This window comes from Verrucomicrobiota bacterium (assembly GCA_027622555.1).
Classification (GTDB): Bacteria; Verrucomicrobiota; Verrucomicrobiia; order Opitutales; family UBA2995; genus UBA2995.
The window spans coordinates 1-3538 of the sequence record JAQBYJ010000226.1; the positions used below are offsets into that span (position 1 = coordinate 1).

Sequence of the window (3538 nt, forward strand, 5' to 3'; positions counted from 1 at the left end):
CTCAAACCTCTCCCGGAGAGTCCTCAAGCCTGAACTACGAACCAAAAAAAAGAAAACCTTCCTTCCGGAAGGCTTTTCGAACAGGGTCTAGCTACAAAGGAAAAGTTTGAAGATGTAGGGCGGATTCGGTTTTACCTGTTAACTAAGGCTTCTATTTTGATACTTTCGGTGCGACTGTTTTCACCTTTGTGACCAAACTGTTTTCCTTAACCTATACGAGCCAGGATGGAGTTAAGAGTATCACTTGGTCGCATCGCCGAGAAGGTTGCCTCTGAGTTCGGGTGAAAATAACCGCCTATGTCAACGGGCTGTCCCTGAGCTTTATTTAGTTCATCCACAATTGTCTGTTCGTTTTCAGCCAACGCTTTGGCTAAGGGGACAAATTGAGCGGACAGATCGGCGTCTGTTTCTTGTGCAGCTAATGCTTCGGCCCAATACATAGCCAAGTAAAAATGACTGCCTCGGTTATCCAATTCATTTACCTTACGGGAAGGCGATTTGTTGGTTTCCAAAAATTTTCCCGTGGCTTGATCGAGCGTTTCTCCGAGGATTTTGGCTTTTTGATTATCGAAAGTGTTGGCCAAATGTTCAAGGGACACTGCCAGGGCTAGGAACTCACCTAACGAATCCCACCGTAAATGGCCTTCTTTATTAAATTGTTGGACGTGCTTGGGAGCAGATCCCCCTGCACCGGTTTCAAACAGTCCACCGCCGTTCATAAGAGGAACAATCGAAAGCATTTTGGCGCTGGTTCCGAGTTCTAAGATTGGGAAAAGGTCTGTTAGGTAATCACGAAGTACGTTTCCGGTAACAGAAATAGTATCAAGTCCGTTCTTTATTCTCTCCAAAGAAAAGAGCGTTGCTTCAACAGGTGCCAGAATTCGGATGTCTAGTCCTTCTGTATTGTGCGTTGGTAGATAGGCATTAACTTTTTTGATCACTTCAGCGTCGTGTGCACGATTTTCATCCAGCCAGAAAATAGTCGGAACGCCGGTTGATCGGGCACGCTTAACCGCAAGTTTCACCCAATCTTGAATGGGCGCATCTTTGGTTTGGCACATCCGGAAAATATCACCGGTTTCAACGGCCTGTTCGAGCAGCACCTTGTCAGATGAATCTACTACTTGAATAACTCCATCGGCAGAGCCTTCGAAGGTTTTGTCGTGTGAGCCATACTCTTCCGCCTTTTGTGCCATCAATCCAACATTGGGCACGCTACCCATGGTTGTTGGATTAAAGGCTCCGTGAGTTTGGCAGAATTCGATTGTCGCTTTATAGACCCCTGAGTAACATCGATCTGGAATGACAAACTTGGTGTCGCTCAGGTTCCCATCAGGTCCCCACATCTGGCCTGAAGTGCGAATAGCTGCAGGCATGGAAGCATCGATGATTACGTCGCTTGGCACATGGAGGTTGGTGATTCCTTTATCCGAGTTTACCATAGCCATGGGTGGGCGGGAGTCGTAGCAGTCCTGAATGTCCGCATTGATTTCCGTTTGCTTGTCTTCTGGTAGACCCTTGATTTTTGAAATTACGTCACCGAAACCATTTTTCGTGTCTACTCCGAGTTCAGTAAAAGTTGCCGCATGCTTTTGGAAGACTGGTTTGAAATATTCTTCAACTGCGTGACCAAAAATAATCGGATCCGACACCTTCATCATGGTGGCTTTCATGTGGAGTGAGAATAAAACATTCTGGGAACTGGCATCTGCTACTTGCTCAGCAAGGAAGCTCCTTAACGCACTCTTATTCATAACCGAAGTATCAATTACCTCGCCGGCCAGCAAAGGGGCTTCGCTTTTCAAAAGTGTTGTCTGTCCTTCTTTATTTAAAAACTGAATTTTAAACCCGGTTGCTTCGCTTACAGTGGTAGATTTCTCACTGCCGTAAAAATCTCCTGCGCTCATAGTGGCAACGTGCGATTTGGAATCTTTCGACCAAGCTCCCATGGAATGAGGATTTTTGCGGGCATACTGTTTTACTGATCCCGGGGCCCGGCGATCGGAATTGCCTTCGCGAAGAACTGGATTTACTGCACTGCCAAGAACTTTTGCATAGCGACTTTTGATTTCTTCGTCTTCCTTGCTTTGCGCATCTTCAGGGTAGTCTGGTATGTCGTAGCCCTGGCCTTGAAGCTCTTTGATAGCAGCAACCAATTGGGGGATGGATGCACTGATGTTTGGAAGCTTAATAATATTCGCTTCAGGGGTTTTTGCTAACTCGCCAAGTTCTGCCAAATGGTCTTCGAGTTTTTGTTCTTCGCTAAGCTTGTCTGGGAAATTGGCAATAATTCGGCCAGCCAAAGAAATGTCTCTTGTTTCTACAACCACGCCGGCGGCTTCTGTAAATGTTTCAATAATAGGAAGCAATGAATGAGTCGCCAAGGCCGGTGCCTCGTCGGTTTTTGTATAGATGATCTTTGCGGTTTTAGATGTCATGTCTTTTCGAAGCTGAGAGGTTCAAACCTCTAATATTAGCATTTTGAAGTCGTAAATGCCTAAATGTGTGAAGGAATCCGTCAACACCTTTGATGTATTTCGGGGTCTTATCAGCAATTGTTTTGTCAAGAGCGAGTATTATTTGTTTGGCAGATAATCGCGCCAGAGCCAACGGAGGGAGTCGGGAAAGATAGCGCCTCCATGGTTTCCATTGTGTTGTCCTTGGCCGTAAATAAATTTTACGTCATAAGCGCGATATTGGAGTGCGGCGAACAATTGCTTGTTACTTAAAGGCCAATTTCCATGTTCATTGTCTAAGTCGTTACTCCCGTCCTGCATAAAAATTCTTATCGGTTTTACCTCCTCACTCTTACGTATTAACGCCGGGTAATGGTGGCCGCCCCGGATATTGGTAAAACTTCCAATGTGGCTCATGACTTTGCGAAATTGATCCGGGCGTTCCCATGCCACAGTCCATGCGCAAATGCCGCCGCTACTTATCCCGCAAATTGCGTGGCCTTCCGGATCGTAGGTAATGTTATAGGAGTTGCGAAGTTCCGGAAGAATTTCTGTCAGTAGAAAGCTAACATAATCAGCGCTTAGAGTATCGTACTCGAAGCTTCGATTGGCCGGTCTCGGTCTCCAGCCGGGTTCTGGAGGCAATTCAGCTGTTAAATGTCCCGGATCTATGAAAACGCCTATTGTGACTGGCATATCTCCTTTATGAATAAGGTTATCAAAGACTACCGGTGCTCTAAAGTCTCCGTTCTCCTGGATATAAGTATGACCATCCTGGAATACCATCAGAGCCGCTGGCACGCGTGGATCATACTGAGCTGGTACGTAAATGTAGTATCGTCGAATAGTTCCGGGAAATACTTTACTCTGCTTCCATACGGATTCAGTCACGTTTCCTTTGGGAACCCCCAATTGTTGCATGGAGTCCCGTCCATACGGATATTTTAGGTCTATGTTTGGTTCCTGGGTGCAGGACAAATTTTTTCCTTAGATGCCTCATGCGGCGTTTTTCTGGTCCCAGTAGGAATCGAAGCGGTTACTGTGCAGGGCGGTGCGGATGGCTAGAACGTTTTCCACGCCCG

The 3538-nt window shown here is 46.4% G+C and carries 2 protein-coding genes; both read right to left on the reverse strand.

The window, feature by feature from the left end; genetic code table 11:
* Positions 1-206 precede the first annotated feature (206 nt).
* The gene (locus O3C43_24985; protein ID MDA1069746.1) at positions 207-2438 is read right to left on the reverse strand and encodes an NADP-dependent isocitrate dehydrogenase; all 2232 of its coding nucleotides are present in this window, start codon (positions 2436-2438) and stop codon (positions 207-209) included.
* 138 nt (positions 2439-2576) lie between these two features.
* A complete protein-coding gene (locus O3C43_24990) occupies positions 2577-3410 on the reverse strand; it encodes an alpha/beta hydrolase-fold protein (protein ID MDA1069747.1) in 834 nt (277 codons plus the stop codon).
* Positions 3411-3538: the final 128 nt, after the last annotated feature.